The organism is Mesobacillus persicus (genome assembly GCF_900109925.1).
Lineage (GTDB): Bacteria > Bacillota > Bacilli > Bacillales > Cytobacillaceae > Mesobacillus_B > Mesobacillus_B persicus.
On sequence record NZ_FOBW01000025.1, the window covers coordinates 1 to 18,920 of the forward strand.

An 18,920-nucleotide genomic window follows, 5' to 3' on the forward strand; every position below is an offset into this window, starting at 1 on the left:
CATTCTTCGCCAGTAGGATTCTCTTGAGGAATCTGGGGTACCTTTAAGCTCAAAGAATAGCTCCACTTTTTGTTCATATTGATTCATAAAATTGCCTCCCGATATTTGATTAAGTTTAGTGTTGAATCAAATATCAGTAGGTGGAGCCCTACTTAGCTTAATGAGAATATTGAGGTGTATTTTTGAGGTTGTCCATGATAAAATATTTGTCATATGAAAAAGTATGTCTTTCTATTGTTTGGTTTGGCGATTAAACAATATCACAAAAGACATACTTTTTCATTTTTTTATTCTTTTTTTGGTCTGAGGGGGCTTTTAAAGAGCCATCGCGTTAGCGATTTCGTTCTTCTTTCTCTTCCTTATAAACGTCACCATGTCCTCCCCCCCCTCTTTCACCTATATAGAGAGTGAAGGGAGGTGAACAACCATGGCACAGGCAATGTTGAAAAATTCACGATTAACCTTGGTGTTTGAAACAGGAATGAACGAGAAAGGCGAACCGATTTTCAAAGGAAAATCGTATGCAAACGTTCAAAAAGAGGCAACGGCCGACCAGCTACACCAAGCCGCAACCGCCCTAGCCGGACTTAGTGCATACCCACTAAGCTCAGTAGAGCGCACCGACAATCACGACATCATCTAATCCCTTTAAAAGGGAAAGGGGCTAAAAGGAGGTGAAAACAATGGCTAAAACTTTGGAATTACAATTTGCGACCGACCTCGGGAAAGTCGCTCGACTCACCGTCGATAACCCGGTCGAACCAGTCGATCCTGCCGCTCTAAAGCTAGCAATGGAATCGATTATTACATCAAATGCATTCTTCTCAAGCTACGGCAACCTTGTCGCCGTTAGCGGCGCTCGCGTAGTCGAACGCAATGTCACTGACTATGAAATCATCTAATAAGCCACAAGCCGGTTTCCAATAGGAGCCGGCTTTTAAAACATGGGGACGGTTCTTCTGCTTCCCTTTCGGAAGCAGGAGAACCGTCCACATGCCCCTTTGCTTTTAACCTACTTCCTTAACATCCTCTTTGTTTTTGGTAGCCACCGTTTTCTTTAGAGAAAATGCAAACTGACTAAGTCCGAGCGCCTTTGCTTCTTGATTTAAGGATTTAAGTAAGCTGCCGATCATCAATATCATAATGACTGAAAATGGAAATGCGGCAAGGATTACGGTGTTTTGCAGAGCTTGCAGGCCTCCGGAATATAGGAGAGTTAGCGCTGTAAATGAAAGTAAGACACCCCAAGTCATTTTAATCGCTGTACTTGGATTTTGCGATCCATTCGTTGTCATCATGCCGAGTACAAACGTACCAATGTCAGTCGATGACACAAAGGGAGCGTCAGAATAAGCCCTACCGCATTTTCACTTTCTTATTTAAATGAGAGATGTGCTGAAACACACTTCTCCCAGCAACTGCTCCCCATAAAGAGTTGCGGTTATCTATACTATTTTATCTTTCTGAGAAACGACCCTTCAAGCACACGTGGGTGGTTTTATATTTAGGACGTAGTTCCATAGCAAATTTTCGCTATTTCACGCAAACAACCGATCAAATCTCTCTCTCCACTCCTTCACTTTCCTAAGAAACGCCTTCACCTTCCTCCTACAATAAAACAAATCTCTTAATCCTTTAATCTCTTCAAAAAGTATTTATCTCCGTGTCCCTCCACATAGAAAAAAACCTTTAGCCGAATCTCTGCTAAAGGTTTCACCGATTTTCGTTAATCTCCTGCCAACTAGGAGAAGTAGACCTGTAATAAAAACAATGAAACCTAATAGGAACAAATTATATTGCCCCGTCGCGGTATTGGGAGTTTATGACCACCATGACTCTTTTTCATAGCCTTAACAGCTACATCTAAATCAGATTCAGATTGTCTTCCTGTTCCTTCATCCGAACTAGGGGATGTTCCCTCTTCCGGCTCGTCTCCTGTTCCTTCATCCGAACCGGGATCAGATCCTTCTTCCGGTTTGTCTCCTGTTCCTTCGTCCGAACCAGGGGCGGTGCCTTCTTCCGGCTCACCTCCTGTTCCTTCGTCAGAACCGGGGTCGCTCCCTTCTTCCGGCTCATCTCCTGTTCCTTCGTCAGAACCGGGGTCTGTTCCTTCTTCTGACTCATTTCCAGTATCCCCGTCAGAGCCGGTTTCGTTTTCATCAATGATTAGCTTTTCACTACGAGAACTTCCCACAATTATATCGTTCCCAACTCCATTTCCCGTGTTCTTAATCTCATACTCAATAGGGATATCATATCTATCAGCTATTGTCCCTGAACTCACCTTTAATGACGCGTTAACGTTTCCTGAGAAAACATTGCCATCATACGGGACACTTTGCATTTCACTATTTGTAAAGTGTTCTCCGTCAAAGAAATACTTTGTATACACTTCGATTGCACCTGGGCTTTGTTGGCTATGATTCCCTTTATCATATGAAAAATGAATGGTAAATTGAATTTCCCCTGAATCTCTATTAATAGATTCCTTCTTTAGTGTAACTACAAGAGGTGTTCCTGGGGTTGCAACTGCTAAGGTAATGGGAATGATGCCAGACAGAAATAAAACCATAAGCATTAAAAAGGATTTTGAGAACTTTTTCATGCCATACTTCCCTCCTCTTAGATTTCCTAATACTAAGAGGGCCGGTTACACTACTAGCTCCATATAGCCTAAGTGTCCATTTTACCAGCTATACTTCATCGCTACCCTTACACAACTTCGTGTTCCTCCTCCTTTTCGAAAATTATGTTAGTTTAACATATAAAACTTTTATAGTTATAAAGTATGTAATTGATCTAGTTTTATAGGTAAATATATCTATATTATTATATTATATTGTAATTATTTGGAAAAAAAGGAATTACGTTCGACCAATATTTTATGTCCCATATAGAAGGACACAATGTTGAATCGCGTTTAGCGATGTTCCCAACTCATTTGAACAAGGTGCCTTCCCCTGTTCTAACAATTTATCTACTCATAGGTCACAGTGCCTGAGCGAGTAATTTTGAAACGCCCTAAAAAATTAGCCATGGCGTTAATGAGACGCAAATCAAGTAAAATAATATACAAGTTTGACAAAGAAGAATCACTCTGGCCACTTACCAATTTGAAAAAAGATCATACCTTACCCGGTGACATATTCGGGACACAACTCACTTTCCCAAATCCAAAAACCTTAGAGCAATCAACCTTTTCCCTTATTCCTTTTAAAAGTGAATAAATAGGCTCCAACATCTATATAGTTTATAAATTAAATTGGGGAGGGATTTACGGTGGGGGTTTACGACGATTGTTCCCGTTGCAACGGTGGACATGAAGAACTTTTTGACTCTTGTAATTTTTGCAGCGAGTATAAAACGGTCTGCGACAGCTGTGGGTATTGCCAAGAATGTGGACACTACCAAGACTAGATTACGTTCCTGCCTTAAAGGGCTATCGGGACAATTCACTATTCCCTGGGCACCGTACCCCCAGGGACAGGTTCTCTGTCCCAAGGTACCAGAGCGCCGTTAAAATTTCGGGACATAGTGCCTGTGCCCTTGTCCCACTACCTGCCAAAACTAAATTTGCTTATAACAAAAAAACGCCTGACCCTTAGCAGCGCGCTTTAACGCACCGTGGGTCAGGCACTTTTCTTGTCTCTTTAAGCGTTCTTTCTTCGTTGAAGAGTCACGTATATTCCACCGGCAAGTAGCAAGAATACACCGAGTAATAGCATATTATATAGAGAGGTAGCCGTGTTCGGTAATTCATTGCCTTCTTTATCGCTCGTTTCCTTTTCAGGAGAGTCGATTTTTTCCTTCTTAGTTGTTACATTATCCGATTGAGACTGATCATCACTTGAAACTGTTTCTACCTCTAACTCTACTTCTACTTCTACACCAGTTTCTGTCTCACCAAATGATCCAGATGGATCGGTATTGTTATCAGAAGGGGATTGAGTAGAATCCTTCTTAGGCTCTTCCGCAGTAACTTCGTTATCTATTTTTTCAAATACTGTAAAAATACTGAAATGGTCTGTTTGAACGATTACATTTCCGTCGTGATAAACCGCTCCTGGTACTAATTCCCATACCTTCTTTGTTTCATTGTAATAGAAGACTTTTAGATTATCTGTATTATTGACCTTACTTTCATCGATATTGAATACTAGTGTGATAGGTTCTCCAAATTGATGAACAGGCTCCCCATCAGCATAGATGGTAAAGTCATAAACATCACTCACTGCATCTTGAATAGGATCTAGTTTTTTGACGTCCGCTGAAATTTCTTTCCCATCCGGCAAATTAGATAATGGAATATTTAGCTCTACCTTACTGTTTTTCACTTTCAAGGATGCATCCTTTTCCTTTAAGGTTGCAACTTGTTCCTTTGTAAAGGTAACAACTGCCTCTTCTTCCGTAAATTCTAAAACAAGTGTGTCACCATTTTCAACTGCTTCAATATCACTGGTAGGAACTACAGCTATCCCGTTTTCTACTTTTGGTTTTGAAACAACAGACTTTTTAGCTTCACCGTCTGTTGATTCCTGACCATTTCCAGGTAAAGTGTTCGTCTGAGCATATCCATATTGGCCAAGTCTATCGTATTCATCAGTTACAAATAGCTCAATAAAATACTCTTTATCTGGATCCAACTGGTTGAATGTATAAGAGTTACCAGTTGTATTTATATATTTTTGATTATTTATATTAATATAGGTAACATTCTCAGCTGAATTATCCCAGCTAATGGATAATGAATCAGGTGATTGGTTCGTTACTTCGACTGAAACTCCAAATGGATTTGTGGCAGTAAGAGGATCCGAAGTTTCTAAAGCAATCCCTTTATTCTCCAACTGTGTTTTTAATTCAGTGGTTAAAAATTCATCTAAATTAGGTTGAATAATAAAAGCAAAGTATATAGGCATTGATAATAGTTCTTCATAGTTTGTTGCTGGATTATAAAAAAGAAACAGTTCGCTTAAGCCCGATGGTAAAACCCCTAAATCATTTAGGTTTGTATTCTGAAGATTTAGGCTGAATAACTGGGTTAAAGATTTTAGGAATGACCAATCATTAAGTTCCACATGGGTAAACGTTAATGTATTTAGACTCTCTATTTCTTGTAATACATCAAAAGATTTACTATCGATATTCAAATCTGTAAAAGTAATGAACCTTAAATTTGTTGCATATTTTAATGGTGAAAGATCAGAAACATTCTTAGTAATATGAAGTCCACTAACACTTTCAAGTTCTTCGTAGGTGATTCCACGGTGATAGATACCCAATCTGTTTTGGATAGCCTCTAAGAGATTGTTGTCTTGGATATCGACAAGTTCTTCTTCTGGAGGAAGACTTTCTGTTTCAAAAACATGAGGAACTTCTTGAAGTAATTCTCCATTTTCGTTTAAAAGGTGAATGGATAGTTCATACTCCGTTCCAGGCTCCAACTCCTCCAGTTCATACTGCCTAACGGGTGAATCACCATTATCTATAAATTTAGCTTCAAATGGTGTACCGTTATGAAAAAATTGAACCTCTTTTACATCTTCATGTACAGAGTTTAAGAATATAACCATTCCAAATCCAATTGCATATGACGAAATATACTCTACATAATTTTGGGTTTCAGGAATTTCTACTATTTCTTCTCCAGGTAAAAGAATATCTCTAGTTTCTTCACCAATTTGGTGTTGAAGGCGGATTTCCTCCATACCCACTCTCTCATTGTTTATTACTACCTCATAGTCTTGAACACTCTCTTCCTTAGGAAAACGATATGTATATAACCATTTAGAATCATCATATATTTCAATAAAAGTACGTTCATGTACCATATCACTCGTAACACCGTTTACTATAATGGAAAAATTCAAAGGATATTCTTCTTCACCTTCTATTAACCATTTTGCTTCAATAGTGTTATCCTGCTCTACAATTGTATAATCCACAACTGAAAATGTACTCTCAGCATTAGGTGCGGCTATTACTTCACTGTTTGCAGGAATAAACAGTTGAAATACCAAAGCCAAAGTCAAAACTACATTCAATAGTCTCATAGTCCTACTCCTTAGTTGTAATAAATTTTTACAATGCAGTATATATATTACTATGTTTCTATAATTTAGTAAACAAGTAGGCGCTTTATCCTAGGACGGGATATAGGGACAGGTTCACTGTCCCAGTTCAAAAAAATTCAAGTCTGTAATTTCCCTATAGATAAATTTTAGGACACTGTGCCTGTCAGTGCCCAGAGACTTAAAGACTCCGGGACAAGGGATCTATCCCCTTGTTCCATACTCAGTTTTCAAACGGTACAACCGTTTCTACTCCACTCTGAACAATTACTACATTCTCTATGTCTTTAGATACTTCTTTATCAATCTGGACGACAAAGGTTCTTGGTGTTGCGTCAGAAGTACAAGCCCCTTTTGGTTCTGACAACGGAACTGTCATAGTATGATTGTCAGAGCTTATTGCAACATTCTCTACCTTATAGGGACAACTTCCAGATTCATGAACTCCAAGGAAAAATGCATCTTTCTCTTTAAAATCAATGTTTGGTAATTCATTTTTAAAGCCAAATACGCTCCATGTTTGTTCAAATTCAGGCTGATCAACAGATTTTCTCACTAAAAATTGAAAGAAAGGTGTTGTTTCCCTTTCAAATGCGATCTCATGAAAGTTAGAAGGTAACGTCTTTTCACTTACGACCACATAATCATCTGTGGAACCGCTACAACCAACTAAAAGTAACGACATACAAATGGTCAGGGCAAATAATGGTTTAAAGATTGTCAATTCTATTCCCTCCCTCAATCAAAGTAGACGACAATTTCACTTAAGAGTTACACGAACCAACGTGGGACACAGGGACAGTTTCACTGTCCCTACCCCGTAGCCTTAAAGACTCCGGGACAAGGAACCTGTCCCCTTGTCCCAAAACTTATGATAAAATTAATAGACCACACACGTTAGATAGAGGAGAGTTCTATGAAGAAATATTTAATGTTTTTACTACTATTAATGACCCTGATCGTAGGAGCCTGCTCCAATACGGAAGAATCAACTTCTGAGACTCCAACTGACACAGAATCAACTGAAAAACAGAATACCCTTACTACTGAGAAGGAATCCGAAGAAAGAGTGTCACAGAAAGACAAAGAGGAAACTAACGAAGTACCTGATTTCTATGATATTCAACTGAATACTGAAACAAATACGATTGAATTGCTACCTCCTAATGGGGAACCAGTGATCTTAGCAGAGAGCAACCCTTCTGAACCATTGAAGTCTCCAAATGGCGAGATGGCCGCCTATATTTCACCTTATGGTTGGGAAGAACTTAGTGACCTCTATCTTGTTGACCTTCAAGATGGAAGCCAAAGTATATTAGTCACGAATGATTCTGAGAGTAAACCAAAAGAGTTCATATGGCAAGATGATGATCATGTCTTGGTAATCATCGGCTATCCTCATGGAACAGTGAATGTAGGTGGAGACATCTATCGAATCAATATCGAAACAAATGAGAAAGAGGAAATCGTGTCAACTGATGATAAAGTTGAAATAACAGATCTCGAACGTATAGAGGATGGAGTGTTATATTACAGCGGAATCCAATACACAGATGAACAATGGAATGAACACCAGGATTATTCTAATCAAGTTTCACTAAAAAACGATTAAAATGGTGGGACATAGGGACAGGTTCCTTGCCCCTCGATATCAGAACCACAAAAACCCCTGGGACAAGGTACCTGTCCCCCCTAAACCCTCTTCAAAAACCGATTCACTTGCTCGATATCAAACTCCTTGTAACCCTGCATTCTCCCCCAATGACGCATATGTTGATAATCAGGGTGATTGGGATCTGCTAAAATTTTAAGAAATTCCTCATATCCGCCGCTTCCACCGACATCTTCTGGCGGTGTATTTCCTTCGCCTTCTAGGCAAATAGGATGTGGCGCATCATACTCTTCAATCGTTTTCTCTACCTCAATTTCATGTTTCCAATCGTCCCCAAGGTCATACGTGTAGGTCAGTCTCTGATAAGCTGGCAAATACTCAGATAACTTAACCCCCATTTCAAGGATCCTTTCATGATGAACTGGATAATTAAACGCTTCATCCGTACATACAAGCGTCAACACTGGTTTGTGTCCCAAAGATTGATGAGGAGACGAGGAATGCCCTCCTGGTTTTCCACCTTCATAAAAAGTAAATTCATGAAGATGAGAATCCTCCCAGTCAAATGCAAACTGAAGAATATCATGCAGATGCGGAAAGGTCCGATTTAACGGCACAACGATACGGCGCCATGCTGAATTTCCCTCAAGATTCAAGGTGACTTTAAGTTGCACTGCCCTCGAACCAAAGATTGGATGCCCGGCTAAGCCCTCCAGGTTCTTATACATCTCTTCATTTGGATGGATATAACGATTCTTCCCATCCCCAACCATTAGCCTACTAACCCTTCGGCTGACCCTTGGTTTAAAAATATTAGTAGCATCCAAATCACTCGGATAAAAATAAAGACTTTCACATGCCCTATTCATTCGTGCTACAGAAGTACGGTCCTTCGTTTTTGCAAAGGTTACATTTTGGGAAGAAAGAAGATATTTCTCAATGACCTCCTCCTTAATCCCCTCTTCACGAAGAGTTTCACGAATGCCCTCTAAAATGAGTTCATCTATTTTCTTAAAATCTTTTCCCTTTACCCCATACAAAACAACCACATACCGTGTTAAATCATTCACCAACACTAGCGTTTTCCGCCGATTGACGATAATCAAATTAGTATGCCAAGAAAAAAGGGGCTCCTCCTCTACTCCGGACACTGGTTTTATATCAAGTTGCTCTAATAGTTTTTTCGTACATTGAATTAACATAATATTAACTCCTTCCAGGGACAGGTTCTATGTCCCTTCGTCCCCATCCGCAATAATTCAACGGTGGTACTCCTTAGAATTGATGGACCTGGTGGATTAGGCGTACATAGGCATCGTGGTCCTGTACAAGCAATAACTTTAGAGGGCAGCTGGCGTTATACAGAATATGATTGGGGTTCACATGTAGGTGATTTTGTGCGAGAAAGCCCTGGTAGAAGCCATACCCTAATGACAGACACTGGAGCAAAAATTCTCTTCCACGTACACGGAACACTAGAATTCTTAGATAATCAAGAGAATACTACACTTTTGGTTGATTAACCATTACGAGACATATTGTGAAGAAAACAATATTCACATTAATAGAGGTTTATATTTATAAGAGCTTTATCGTTAGCAAGTAATAAACAGCATGAATAAAACCGGGGGGCTTTGCCCACCGGTTTTATGGGACACAGGCGTACTGTACCGTCGCTAGATTCCGTTTCGGTACAAGAAAAGCCCTGGGACAAGGTAGCTGTCCCTCGTGACTTTCTCTTTTCAAAACCGGAACCGTCCCCGTTTCACCTACCTATACTCCGATCCGCCTCCCCAGAGTTCCCGTCCTCCGGTATGACCTGTGTGATGATGGACATCCTCTTTGACAAGTTGCAGAACGCCCGATTCTTCATGGTGATGCCACGTATATCCTTCTGGTGTATTTCCCTGTCCTAGCTGCTGTATATCAGCATTTGTGAAATGTAGGTCCTGGTTCAGGCTTGGTTTGGATTCTATTGCTTCATTCAATTCAGCATTGGCATAGGAAAAATGAATGGAATCTGATTGAAGATACATATTGTCTGGTAATTGAACCTCATAGGCCGCTTCAAAAACAGGAAAAGTTCCTATAACCTCCCCATTCGGTAAAGACACTGTCTTCTCGACAAACGGGACCCCTGTCTCAGGATGAACGTCGCCTACCAATAGGTTATTTCTCGTATCAAGTTCCTCCGCCCCAACACTGTCCACTCCATCTACTATATCCACAACCCCGACCGCCAGTGCAATAACAGCCGCAACCTTTCCAACATTTTTTACACCTTGCAGAGACTTTTCCTTATCTCCGCCGATCAGGCCTCCAATCGCCGTTCCAGTATTTGTGGCTGTATAGGAAATTGTGCTTCCAAGCCCCTTTAAGGTCCGCACACTTGAATCTTTGAGATCAAGAACACCCTCTTGTTTCCGTAATGAATCTTTTTTCACAACTCCATAGGTGCCTTTAACAGCTCCATCTAAAAATTGACCCGCATTATCAAGAGCGATGGTGGAGGCTTGTTTCACGCCATCCCCAACATCTTCAACCCATTCGGATTTCACTGCTTTACCCGCCAGTTTGATCCCTCCACCAAGCACCCCACCAGCAACCCAACCTACACCCTTTCCAACCTCTCGAAAAAAAGACATTCAATCTCCTCCATTGCAATCGTCGGCCTAACAGAAAACTTTTATCCCTAGGATAAAAACTTTTATATAGGAATTGTACTTTTTCTAAAAAGAATAAGAAACTGGTTCATATATATGAAAAAGTATGTGACGCCTTTGGACATACCAATATCCTAAATTTCACAAAACTTAGTAGTCCAACGAATAGTAGGGATATTCCTACGTATAAGTAACTTTTGGTTCGGAACCAGCCTACTTTGAACATATACCTGTCATTAGAGGGTACTTGCCGTTTTAAGCACTTGGACGATATTTCTCCTTGTAATTAAGGAATTTGACCACCCCTCTGGCATTAGGGATGCCTTTTCTATTTTCTCTCCGATTCCATGGATATACTCACTTAACTTTTTTACCTACAAGTTTAAAAGACTCACCTGTTACAATACCGGCTACATCACCTAGTACTTTTCCTGTACTTTTTAAAAATGGATTGGGAACCTCATTGTCAAGAATTCATCCGACTTCCAACTTGTCCAAAAAAAGGCCAATCCTATAGATTAGCCTACTTACAATGATCTTAACTTGATACCTTTTCATCCTCTAATGCTTCAATGCTCTTAACCTCTTTTACATAATAGAGGATTGTTTCTTTGATTGACTCCATATTAGATAAATGTTGATCAATATTTTCTTTATTCTTATTGTAGTCGGATAAAATTGTATCCAGCTGCTCCTTCAAATTATGGATAAAGACATTCAGCTGTGATTCGATAAATTTCACATAATTGGAACGTGACTCATTGATTTCCTTTTCCAATTCCTTAATGACATTCCTTACTGAATCCTTTGAATGCTTCACCATTTCTTCTTTCATCGGGTCTAATTCTATTTTATATACCTTTAAGGATTGACGGACATCGGCATCCCCTGACATGAAGTGTGTCAATAGTCCACCTAATCCACCAATGACTGCCCCCAATAGGTTACCGGCACCTGGAATAACAATTCCTGCTCCAAGTCCAATACCTGCACCCTTAATAATTCTTGCCATCATCGTGGAACTGTCATCTCCAGCAACTTCTGTTGTACCCTCTTGTACTTGAATGTCACTGCTTAATGAAATTTCCCTTGAGATATCCCCCATATTAAACACCTGAAACTTTAATGACATCGACTGCCCGATTAGTTCGTTCGCTTTTTGAGAAAGCTCCTGGAATGCCTTATTAAGTTCCTGATTAATTTGGGTTTGACAATCCATTGCCAAACGTTGAATTTTATCAACATCACGATTGAGCGTCAACTGAACGCCCTGTACCATGGTTTGTTGAATGGATTGTACTTGTTGACGCAACGTGTTCTCATCTGTTCCCTCCACCACACGGCGGGATGGCATATTATTTTCAATCGCCTGATCGACATTCCCTTGAATACCGCGAAGGATAGCGTTAATTTTTTCAACCAACTCAGAAAATTCTTTTTTTGGAATCGACTTTAAAAACTCTCCTTCATTTCTAAGTAATTCAATTTTCTTTTTACTCTCTTCAACAGAGGCTTGGAGTCCTTCCGCATTCTGAGTAGAAAGGTCAATTTGAGCTTGGACGGCATTCAGAATGTTACCCGTTACTTGATGGAGCCGTTCAATCGAGTTGTGAATCATTTTCTCACTAGACTGGTAGAACATCCGCTCAATGATCTTTTCTTCAATGGAAAGAATATTGCTTTCCTCCAGTAATTGCTGGGCAAAAGACTCCGGCTTAGGAATCACTGTAAAGGTAGTTCCTTCAACCTCAATTTCCTTCGCATATTTCGAACCATAGCTAGTCTCCATTTCCTTCTTTAACTCATTTGAAGCAGTTCCAGTTAATACAGCCCGGGCAAGATTCGCCTGCTTTGCCGAAAAAGCAAACACTTGGGGATCTTTAATAATCGGCGCATATTGACTAATTAACTGTTTAACACTGGAAATAACCCCTTCAACGGATCCATCCCGCTCCCGCATCGCATCAATCTTGTTAATGAGGAAGTAAATCTTCTCTTGATCCTTTGCTAAGTCCTCACGATTTTCGAATATATTTTTTAAAATCATAGCGTTGGTATCAGACTTAAAAGTTTGATAGTCAAATAGCATAATTAACGCATCTGAATCTCTTAATTTTTCAAGTCCAATCCGCTGTAACTCGGTCACATCAAACTTCCCATCCCCTGCCTCATTTGGTCCCGGAGTATCTACAAGAATGAAGTTCTGCACAATATCACGGTAAGGAGATTTTTCAATGGCTAAAATCGGACTTTCTAAAAAGTACTTCTCGATGCTAGCAACCTCATTCCTCTTGCGGCTTTCTCGAACATCCTGCAAGAAATTCTCTTCCAATGTCCGTTCCCCATTGCTAACAATTTTAACAATTTCCCCATTCCGGTATATTTTTTGAACATAGGAACCTGCTTGCTCTGAATGTTTAATTTCCGTAATAGCTGCCGTACAAGCTTCCGTTTCATTCGGTAACACGTCTCTGCCAAGTAAAGCGTTAAACGTCGTAGATTTACCTGCCTTCATCGCCGCAATGACGGAAACAACATATCTTTTATCGGTTAAATTCTTCCTTGTGTTCGATAAAATGCCCTGTGAGCGTTCATCTTTTTTTAAAAACGGATCCTGCGAGATATACTTGATCATGCTTTCTGTTTCCGCTAGTAAGGACTGAATCTTTTTAATACTCATTATGCATAATCTCCTTTTTCTTTATAAAGGCTGCGAAATTGGACAATATTTTTATACATTTGTTCACCCAGTAGGGTAGAGATGATGGCCGTTCAAGTGCACCTTTTCCAATGTTTTTTTGATGATGAATAAGAAGCGGCTTTTTCATAAATAGGGAGAAACCTCCATTCCCATTACAGGTGTTTTTTAAAATTTTCCCTGATGCTTTTTCTAGACAGATAATGCCGTTTTCCACATTTTCATTACTCTGGTTCTCCAGCATCAGAACCCGGCACTTTCCAGATAACGCAAAACCCTGTTGATTACGGTTACAGGTATTTTGACTGATGCGGCCCTTTGCTTCTCCTTGTACTGTAATGCCATTGCCTTTATTTTTATCACACTTATTTCCGATAAGGGTAAAGGTGGTCTGTCCAGCCAGCTGAATGCCATCTCCGTTGGATGTAAATTCATTCTCTCTAAGATTGACCTGACTATTCCCCACACTTACCAATCCGATTGATTGATTAAGTTCAATCTGATTCCTGTAAAGTGTTACCATACTATTTTGCCTGCATTCGATTCCGGACCACCGATTCTCTACGATTCGATTGCGATACAATTTAGCATTTGCTTTTGCGGAAAGAACAATTCCACAATCATTCTGCCGAAATTGATTATCTGTTACCCTTACGAACGCTTTTCCACTAATACATAATCCATCGCCTTTTTGATTCAAAAGCTGATTTTGTGAGATGTTTACATGTGAATGATCTGAACAGGTAACACCTATTTGGTTTTCAAAAAAACGATTTTTGGCGATTGTAGCTTTTGCGTTAAGATTCACTGAAATTCCAAACATATTATGTTGATTAAAATCATTATTAACCAAGGAAGGATGGGAGTTGCCACTTACCATGATTCCTTTTACATTATTGGTGAAGGTGCTCTTCTGGACGACACCTTTTGAATAATCCCCATACGTAACTCCTACATCATTCCCTATAAACGTGTTCTCATCTAGTAGAGCTTCCCCACGACCAGACAGCTCTAGCCCATATCCACTATTATGAATAAACAGGTTAACGTTACTAGTCAACATACTACCATCCTGTAAGGTAATTCCCTTGTAAAACCTAGAAAAACTTGATTGTTGGATGTGCCCTTCCGTCTCCCCTTTCAGATATAGTGCTTGATGACTGTTAGTACCAACGAATTGGCAATCTCCAACCACTGTTTCTAGACAATCCATTTCAATAATATATTTTGTATTAGAGGCTTCAAAGGAAATTCGCTCAAGGACCAGACCATGATTTCCCTTTAGATTAACCCCAGCTCCCTTACCTACTTTTATCGTCGTCAGGCCCTTACCCAACCCAATAACAGAGAGACTCTTAGCTAACTCTAGTTTCTGTTTTAAATGATAAACACCTTCTTCTAAATAGATGGTCGTACCGCTTTCTATTTTGGTTAGCATTATATCTAAGTTTGATTTTCCCGGCGTGAGGGTGATGGACTTTCTTCTTGTTGCCAAGTCTGTACGGAATCCTACATCATGCTTCAAATCTATCATTTTTACACTCTCGGCCTGCCGCTTTGCGAGCTGTGCTTCTAATTTTAAAATCTCTGACTCTGTATCTTTGATTAACGGCTCAACCTTGTTGTGTAGCTGTATTAACGGCTTAAGAACCATTTCCTGCACATACTTAGCGATATCGATAAAACGCCTTTGTATCGTATCCAAATGCCATTCTTTACTATATTTATCTAGTGTAGAATGAATAATCTTCTCTGCCTGATTAAATGCCCACGAACAATCATAAGAGTACTCTGTCTTACTTCTTTTCTGAGTAAAGAAAAGAAGAAAGCTTTCTTCCCACTCTGTTGTTTTAGAGTCTGTGCGGATTTTCCCTGAAAACTCCTTGTACTTCCAATCTACAGTTGGTATGTTGGAAAGCCCCTGTGGACGTATATCAAGTTGTCCAATTAGTTTATGAAACTTTATATCTGGCAATTGTTTCGAAGCTGTAGTAATGAGAGTATTCATCCCTTTTAAAATACCTGTAACCGACTGACTGATAGCATGAAAGTAGTTACTCTCTTTAGGCTGATATTCAAGCATCGCTTGATAATGAGACAGAATACTCTGGAACTTGGGCTCTGTGTTTTTATAAAACCACTCATCAAATGTACTAATCCCCTCTTGAAGTGCCTCTTGTGAGGAGGAATATTGATACGTAGATTTCTTTTGTTGGGCATATGTTAGTTTACTAGAGAAAGGTTTTTCTATTCGCATGGCTTCGGCCTGTGAATGGATATTCCGAATAATAACTTCTACTTCATTACGATATCTTATTTCCCCAGCAAGTAATTGCTCCAAGCTCGATAATTTTTTCTTCAATTTACTCTGATTACCTTTCACATCTTGAATTTCCGCATTATTTCTATTAATTTCTTTTTCTAAGACTGTATCTAGCTTATTTGTGAGCTGTGAAAGCCGAACCTGGCTCGACTGGAATAATTGATTCTCAACCTGAAGGTACGCTTCTTCTAAAATTTGACCCTCCAAATCCAGAATGCCACTTTCCTCAATCATTTGTGGATATGCTGAAGCGAGTGGTACTTGAACGGTCACCAGTTGACCTCCCACCTCAATGTTCTTGGTTGGGAGAATGGTATTGATTTCATCCCCTAAATTAGATACTGGTAACCCTTGCTCTACCAAACGTCCGATTAACGCTTTCCTTGAACTAACTGGATATAATCGGTGAGTCTTTACATCCCATGCGTTCAGGAAATCTTTTACCTTATCGACTAAAAACTCGATCCCGCCATCACGATTTCTTAACTTGTCCACCTTATTTAAAATAAAGATGATATTTTCTACTAAATCCGGTCGTAGTTGTTTGATTTTCCTAATAATCTGCAAATTTTCTTCAGCCTTATAGTATTGGACATCTATAACAAAAAGGAGTACATCGGTCCTTCTCATTGCATGTGAGAATACCTGTTCAATCGTTTCTTTTTTTACCCCTAAACCTTCCATTTCATTTAAGCCAGGCGTATCCACCAAGGTGAAACCAATATTATTTAAATATGGATACTTTTTTAACCCGTAGATTGGATGGTTTACCTTATAGGTATAGAATTCTTTCTGAACCTCCATCCTGCTCTTCCGTACGTCTTGATGAAAGACAGAAGAAAGGTTGTCACTTTCTAGAATTTCACTTTTCCCAGACTCATAACTTTTTGTAATTCGATGATCATGCTCCTGATGCACAATATCCGTTGAAGTTAAGGTACATGCCTGATTTTCATTAGGCATGAGGTCATTGCCGAGTAAGGCATTGGTGAAAGAGGATTTCCCAGATTTCATCGCTCCTACCACCGTAATGACAAATTCCTTATTCTTCACTTGTTTCAGTAGGGCTTCAAAGTCAGCAGCACTAATGTTTGCCTGTTGTCCAACTGTAGTTGCTTTATATGTAGTGATGTTTTTTATTATTTTCTCAAGCTGATTATGCAATAAAAATTTTTCCAAGTGCTTCCGCCCCATTAACAATAAAATAAAAAACCTTTATTTCTAAAACCTATTATCTATTTTGAAAATCACTGCTTGTATTCTTATTGATATACTTCTTATAGCATGTCTTTCTCTCATCTGGAGCAATAATCCCACATAAGCTTTATGCCTTTGCCTCAAACCTACCTATTCCAGTGCACACACATCACACAAACCTTCACATTGGGACAAGTACCCTTATTTGCAAAACATCACCTTCTATCAAAATTTAGAAATGATAGTTATTTACTCCTGGTAATATAGTACTACGAATTTATTTTACCAAATTCAGGTACAATAATTTACAAATTCATCTGATAAGTTTCGACATTAATCGACTATTTGTCATAAGGTTTGTCACAGGGACGGTTCTTACATTAGCAATTGGATGTTTGACTCAAATTCGAACACTTTAGGGAGTACTTTAATTAAAAGAAATTTTCTGGAACGAAAAAAAGAGCGAATCACCTGATTGATATTCCTTTTATCCACTTCAATAGAACCATCCGCCTGCTTTCTTATCCCCATCAATAATAGAATTCGTATTTAATAGGATGCGACAGCAGCATCTCTAGAACCTTTTCTCTTTTCTTTTCGCCCCTATCATCTTTATTCTCAAAGTTTAATTTGGCGGGAATTTGTTAGTAGTTGTGCTGCATATTGAGATTTGCGTTCATGACAGTTACAGTTCCATTTTTAATTTTCCCTTTCTCTTAAAGCTTATCAATCTTCTACAAATTTCGGGTTGTGACAGTGCACATAAAGCATGGCCCCTCTGCTCAAATACTTAAACGAATTTTCAGTTAAATCATTGAATATGAATAATTTTCCATTTATACTTGTGTAGTGATCATTTTGATTGCATTAATATGAGGGGGGATTTTGATGAAAGTAACAGCTGCAGTTGTGAATGGAGTAAATGAAGATTACCAACTTGAACAATTAACACTTGGAGAACTTTATCCTGATGAAGTCGTCGTTAAGATGGTTGCTTCTGGCATTTGTCATTCAGATGAGGCACTACGCGTGGGTGACGCGGAATACCCGCTGCCTGCCGTATTGGGGCATGAGGGTGCAGGGATTGTTGAAAGAATCGGGAGTGCTGTTAAAGATTTTGCAGTAGGAGATCAAGTTGTGATGTCATACAATTACTGTGGTACTTGTCCGAGCTGCCGTACTGGACATCCTTCATCTTGTAATCAATGGACAGGCTTAAATATGAGTGGGGCACGTACAGATGGTAGCCATACTTTCTTTAAGGAAGATGGGACACCTGTCTCAAATTTTTTCACGCAAAGTTCATTCTCTACACACACCATTGTACATACAAATAACTTAATCAAAGTGGATCCCGAAGCAGATTTACGTCTAATTGGGCCGCTTGGTTGTGGATTTTTAACAGGTTGTGGCACAGTAGTTAACGGTCTAAAACCAAGAGTTGGTTCATCCATTGCAGTTTTTGGCACAGGAGCTGTCGGGCTCGGGGCACTCATGACAGGAAAGATTGAAGGGTGTTCCACAATTATTGCGATCGATATTCATGACTCTCGTTTAGAAACAGCCAAGGAACTTGGTGCAACACATACGATTAATAGTAGAACAGAGAATTTAGCAGAACGTATAGCAGAAATTACAGATGGCTTAGGGGTGGACTATTCAATCGATACGACAGGTGTTTCAGCTGTTATGAAAGCATCAGTCGAAGTACTAGCGATCGGTGGGATTGCCGCACCTGTAGCTGTAACACCAAACTCTATTGAGATCAATACTTTCATGGACTTAGTCCTAGCTAATCGCAAGCTAATCGGGGTCTTAATGGGTGATGCAGTACCACAAATTGAGATTCCTAAGCTGATTCAATTTCATAAGGAAGGTAAATTCCCTTTTGATAAATTGGTAAAGTACTATAAATTTAGCGAAATTAACCAAGCAGCTGCTGACTCAAATAATGGTCAAACGATTAAGCCAATATTAATAATTGACGAAGACTATCGAAAGTAGGTACAGGTTACTGTCCTAATTCGAAACTGAAGGAAGGTACCTGTCCCATCTCGGGACAGGTACCGGTTTTCAGTGACCCTTGTCCCAAGAAAGAAGGATTAAATAGCTGAAAGGAAAAAGTAACACCCCTTTACCCTTTGGTCGGGTGCGGGGCGGTTACTTTTTTCTTTTGTGACAATCATTATGATCATTGTAAACACTCTAATTAATAAGATAGAAACGCTACAGATATTGCTTCATATGCATGATTTCCCCACCTCCCTTCTTTCGGGAGATGGTCAACCGCCCATTCGCCTAAGCATTAGGCACCAAGCGAAAACTCTTCTGTATAAACTATGAAAATGCTGACCATAAT

General features: G+C 39.5%; 12 protein-coding genes, 1 pseudogene and 1 riboswitch. Of the genes and pseudogenes, 5 read left to right on the forward strand and 8 right to left on the reverse strand.

Annotated features, from left to right (window positions below):
• Window positions 1-427: 427 nt before the first annotated feature.
• The gene (locus tag BMX30_RS21580) at window positions 428-643 is read left to right on the forward strand and encodes a DUF1659 domain-containing protein (RefSeq protein ID WP_090750248.1); all 216 of its coding nucleotides are present in this window, start codon (window positions 428-430) and stop codon (window positions 641-643) included.
• Between the two features lie 40 nt (window positions 644-683).
• Window positions 684-902, forward strand: coding sequence for a DUF2922 domain-containing protein (locus tag BMX30_RS21585; protein ID WP_090750250.1), 219 nt, complete (start codon window positions 684-686; stop codon window positions 900-902).
• 105 nt (window positions 903-1,007) lie between these two features.
• Here the strand turns inward: BMX30_RS21585 and BMX30_RS21590 are convergent.
• The 4 genes and pseudogenes from BMX30_RS21590 to BMX30_RS21605 form a co-directional block, all read right to left on the reverse strand.
• Window positions 1,008-1,337, reverse strand: a pseudogene (locus BMX30_RS21590) (BCCT family transporter); the annotation flags it as partial.
• A gap of 440 nt (window positions 1,338-1,777) precedes the next feature.
• Window positions 1,778-2,605 (reverse strand): ICP22 family protein, encoded by an 828-nt coding sequence (locus BMX30_RS21595; protein ID WP_090750252.1) that lies wholly within the window; start codon window positions 2,603-2,605, stop codon window positions 1,778-1,780.
• A gap of 30 nt (window positions 2,606-2,635) precedes the next feature.
• Window positions 2,636-2,720: riboswitch (cyclic di-GMP riboswitch) on the reverse strand.
• A gap of 930 nt (window positions 2,721-3,650) precedes the next feature.
• Window positions 3,651-6,050 carry an LPXTG cell wall anchor domain-containing protein gene (locus BMX30_RS21600; RefSeq protein ID WP_090750254.1) on the reverse strand — a complete coding sequence of 800 codons (2,400 nt, stop codon included), beginning with the start codon at window positions 6,048-6,050 and terminating at the stop codon, window positions 3,651-3,653.
• A 241-nt stretch (window positions 6,051-6,291) separates the two neighbouring features.
• On the reverse strand, window positions 6,292-6,792 hold the full coding sequence (locus BMX30_RS21605) for a hypothetical protein (protein ID WP_090750256.1): 501 nt from the start codon (window positions 6,790-6,792) through the stop codon (window positions 6,292-6,294).
• Between the two features lie 192 nt (window positions 6,793-6,984).
• Between BMX30_RS21605 and BMX30_RS21610 the strand changes: the two genes are divergently transcribed.
• Entirely contained in the window at window positions 6,985-7,680 is a 696-nt protein-coding gene (locus tag BMX30_RS21610; protein WP_090750258.1) for a DUF4652 domain-containing protein, read from the forward strand.
• Between the two features lie 80 nt (window positions 7,681-7,760).
• On the opposite strand, the gene BMX30_RS21615 is transcribed toward BMX30_RS21610, so the two are convergent.
• Window positions 7,761-8,882: a plasmid pRiA4b ORF-3 family protein gene (locus BMX30_RS21615; protein ID WP_090750261.1), complete on the reverse strand. Its 1,122-nt coding sequence runs from the start codon at window positions 8,880-8,882 to the stop codon at window positions 7,761-7,763.
• Window positions 8,883-8,945: 63 nt separating this feature from the next.
• Between BMX30_RS21615 and BMX30_RS24330 the strand changes: the two genes are divergently transcribed.
• A complete protein-coding gene (locus tag BMX30_RS24330) occupies window positions 8,946-9,203 on the forward strand; it encodes a cupin domain-containing protein (protein ID WP_170843968.1) in 258 nt (85 codons plus the stop codon).
• A 246-nt stretch (window positions 9,204-9,449) separates the two neighbouring features.
• Here BMX30_RS24330 and BMX30_RS21625 read toward each other — a convergent pair whose 3' ends face one another.
• From BMX30_RS21625 to BMX30_RS21635, 3 genes are all read right to left on the reverse strand, one after another.
• Window positions 9,450-10,325 carry an HNH endonuclease gene (locus tag BMX30_RS21625; protein WP_090750264.1) on the reverse strand — a complete coding sequence of 292 codons (876 nt, stop codon included), beginning with the start codon at window positions 10,323-10,325 and terminating at the stop codon, window positions 9,450-9,452.
• Window positions 10,326-10,881: 556 nt separating this feature from the next.
• Complete coding sequence (locus BMX30_RS21630; RefSeq protein ID WP_090750266.1) at window positions 10,882-13,023, reverse strand: dynamin family protein; 2,142 nt, start codon at window positions 13,021-13,023, stop codon at window positions 10,882-10,884.
• Window positions 13,013-16,543, reverse strand: a complete 3,531-nt coding sequence (locus BMX30_RS21635) for a right-handed parallel beta-helix repeat-containing protein (RefSeq protein ID WP_170843969.1) — start codon at window positions 16,541-16,543, stop codon at window positions 13,013-13,015. Before BMX30_RS21635 ends, BMX30_RS21630 begins: the two co-directional genes overlap by 11 nt.
• A 906-nt stretch (window positions 16,544-17,449) precedes the next feature.
• On the opposite strand from BMX30_RS21635, the gene BMX30_RS21640 reads away from it, so the two are divergent.
• Entirely contained in the window at window positions 17,450-18,565 is a 1,116-nt protein-coding gene (locus BMX30_RS21640; protein ID WP_090750270.1) for an NAD(P)-dependent alcohol dehydrogenase, read from the forward strand.
• The last annotated feature ends 355 nt before the right edge of the window (window positions 18,566-18,920 follow it).

What these genes read in the sequence shown, in the direction of transcription:
- BMX30_RS21580 (WP_090750248.1), top strand. Translation starts at nt 428, where the DNA reads ATGGCACAGGCAATGTTGAAAAATTCACGATTAACCTTGGTGTTTGAA.
- BMX30_RS21585 (WP_090750250.1), top strand. Translation starts at nt 684, where the DNA reads ATGGCTAAAACTTTGGAATTACAATTTGCGACCGACCTCGGGAAAGTC.
- BMX30_RS21595 (WP_090750252.1), bottom strand. Translation starts at nt 2,605, where the DNA reads ATGAAAAAGTTCTCAAAATCCTTTTTAATGCTTATGGTTTTATTTCTG.
- BMX30_RS21600 (WP_090750254.1), bottom strand. Translation starts at nt 6,050, where the DNA reads ATGAGACTATTGAATGTAGTTTTGACTTTGGCTTTGGTATTTCAACTG.
- BMX30_RS21610 (WP_090750258.1), top strand. Translation starts at nt 6,985, where the DNA reads ATGAAGAAATATTTAATGTTTTTACTACTATTAATGACCCTGATCGTA.
- BMX30_RS21615 (WP_090750261.1), bottom strand. Translation starts at nt 8,882, where the DNA reads ATGTTAATTCAATGTACGAAAAAACTATTAGAGCAACTTGATATAAAA.
- BMX30_RS21625 (WP_090750264.1), bottom strand. Translation starts at nt 10,325, where the DNA reads ATGTCTTTTTTTCGAGAGGTTGGAAAGGGTGTAGGTTGGGTTGCTGGT.
- BMX30_RS21630 (WP_090750266.1), bottom strand. Translation starts at nt 13,023, where the DNA reads ATGAGTATTAAAAAGATTCAGTCCTTACTAGCGGAAACAGAAAGCATG.
- BMX30_RS21640 (WP_090750270.1), top strand. Translation starts at nt 17,450, where the DNA reads ATGAAAGTAACAGCTGCAGTTGTGAATGGAGTAAATGAAGATTACCAA.